Origin of the sequence: Pelagicoccus sp. SDUM812005 (genome assembly GCF_031127875.1) — a bacterium.
Classification (GTDB): domain Bacteria; phylum Verrucomicrobiota; class Verrucomicrobiia; order Opitutales; family Opitutaceae; genus Pelagicoccus.
In genome coordinates this window covers 1-1598 of record NZ_JARXIA010000058.1, presented here as the reverse complement: position 1 = coordinate 1598, position 1598 = coordinate 1, and the positions used below count along the sequence as shown (strand labels likewise).

General features: G+C 62.9%; 1 protein-coding gene. It reads left to right on the top strand.

Annotated features, from left to right (window positions below; translation table 11 throughout):
• Positions 1-88 precede the first annotated feature (88 nt).
• Positions 89-1432 carry an IS1380 family transposase gene (locus QEH57_RS24640; protein WP_309009470.1) on the top strand — a complete coding sequence of 448 codons (1344 nt, stop codon included), beginning with the start codon at positions 89-91 and terminating at the stop codon, positions 1430-1432.
• Positions 1433-1598: the final 166 nt, after the last annotated feature.

The window sequence follows — 1598 nt, the reverse complement described above, 5'->3', positions numbered from 1 at the left end:
CTAGCCTGAATAATTCACGAAAAAAGACGCTGCATTGGCAAATGCTTCCTGTTAAGGAAGTTGTGTGATCAAACCAAAAACAGCGTCTTTGAACAAGAATCAAGCCCCCGAACCCGAGTTTCAAGCCGTAAACGGCAAGCGGTTGCTCTTTTGCTTCGACGAGCCCGAGCTTACCGGCGAAGCGGGCCTTCTCGCCTTGGCCGAGTTCGAGAAGGGCGTCGGCTTGTTCGACAAGCTTGCCGACTGCCTTCGCGACCGACGAAAGGGAAGCCTGCATGGCCATCGCGACCTCGTCGCCCAACGCGCCATGCAGATCGCCGCGGGCGACGGCGACGCCGCGGGATGCTCGCGCCTGCGAGCCGACCCCGCGCTCAAGCTTGCCGTCGGCTCCGAGGCCGACTTGGCCAGCCAGCCGACGATGAGCAGGCTGGAGAACCGCGCCCGCCCTCGCGACCTGCTGAGGATGGGATACGCCCTCGGGGAGCTTTTCCTCGACAGCTTCGAGGGGAAGGCTCCCGCAATGATCGTGATCGACATGGACCCTACCGCCCATCTGGTCTACGGCCAGCAGCAGCTCTCGCTGTTCAGCTCCCACGTCGGGGACAGTTGCCTGATGCCCTTCCACGTCTACGACGGCGTCACCGGAAGGCTGATCTGCGCGACGCTGCGACCCGGCAAGGTTCCCGCAGCCAGGGAGATCCTGGCCCTTCTCAAGCGTATCGTGCCGAGGATCCGTAGCCGTTTTCCCGATACAAGGCTGATGTTCCGAGCCGACAGCCACCACAGCAAGCCTGAGGTAATGGATTGGCTAGGAAGCAAGGAAGTGGACTGGGCGGTCGGCCAGCAGCCCAACAACGCCCTTCGCTCGCTGGTCGCGGACCAGATCGACCAGGCGAGCTCGGACTGGAAGCTTCGCGAGAAGTCCTTGGAGAACGCGTATCCGCTCAGGCGCTACGCCAGCGTGGAGTACAAGGCCGCCAGCTGGAAGCAGCCGCGTCGAGTCGTGTGCCGCATCGAGGCGGGGCCCTTGGGGACTGACGTGCGCTACGTCTCCACCAGTCTGGGAGAAGCTTCGGCAAGGGCGATCTACGAAGGGGTATACTGCGACAGGGCCCGCGCCGAGCTGATGATAAAGGACCACAAGCTGGGGCTTCGCAGCGACCGCAGCCCGTGCAGGAGCGCCTGCGCCAACCAGTTCCGGCTGACGCTCCACAGCGCGGTGTACGCGCTGCTGCATCGGTTCCGCGAGAAGGCCCTCGCGGGAACCGCCTTGGCCAGGGCGTGCTTCCAGAGGATCCGGATCGAGCTGCTCAAGCTGGCCGCTCGGGTGGAAACGCTAAAGACGCGCGTGAAGGTTCACTTGCCCCAGTCCTTCCGCTTCAAGCAAGTTTTCGCCTCGTTGGCCAAGGGCGAAGAAGAGAAGCTGGCCTAGCCCCGCCGGGCGGCCCCTCCCGCCCAATCCGGAGGGCTAGCGTGAGCTGCGCCCGCGTCTAGGCGACAAAGGCCAAAAACGCTCGAAATCAGCTCGAAGCGTCGAAACGAAGAAGCAGCCAGGGATGCTCTCTTTCAAAACGACTGCCGTGAATTATTCAGGCTAG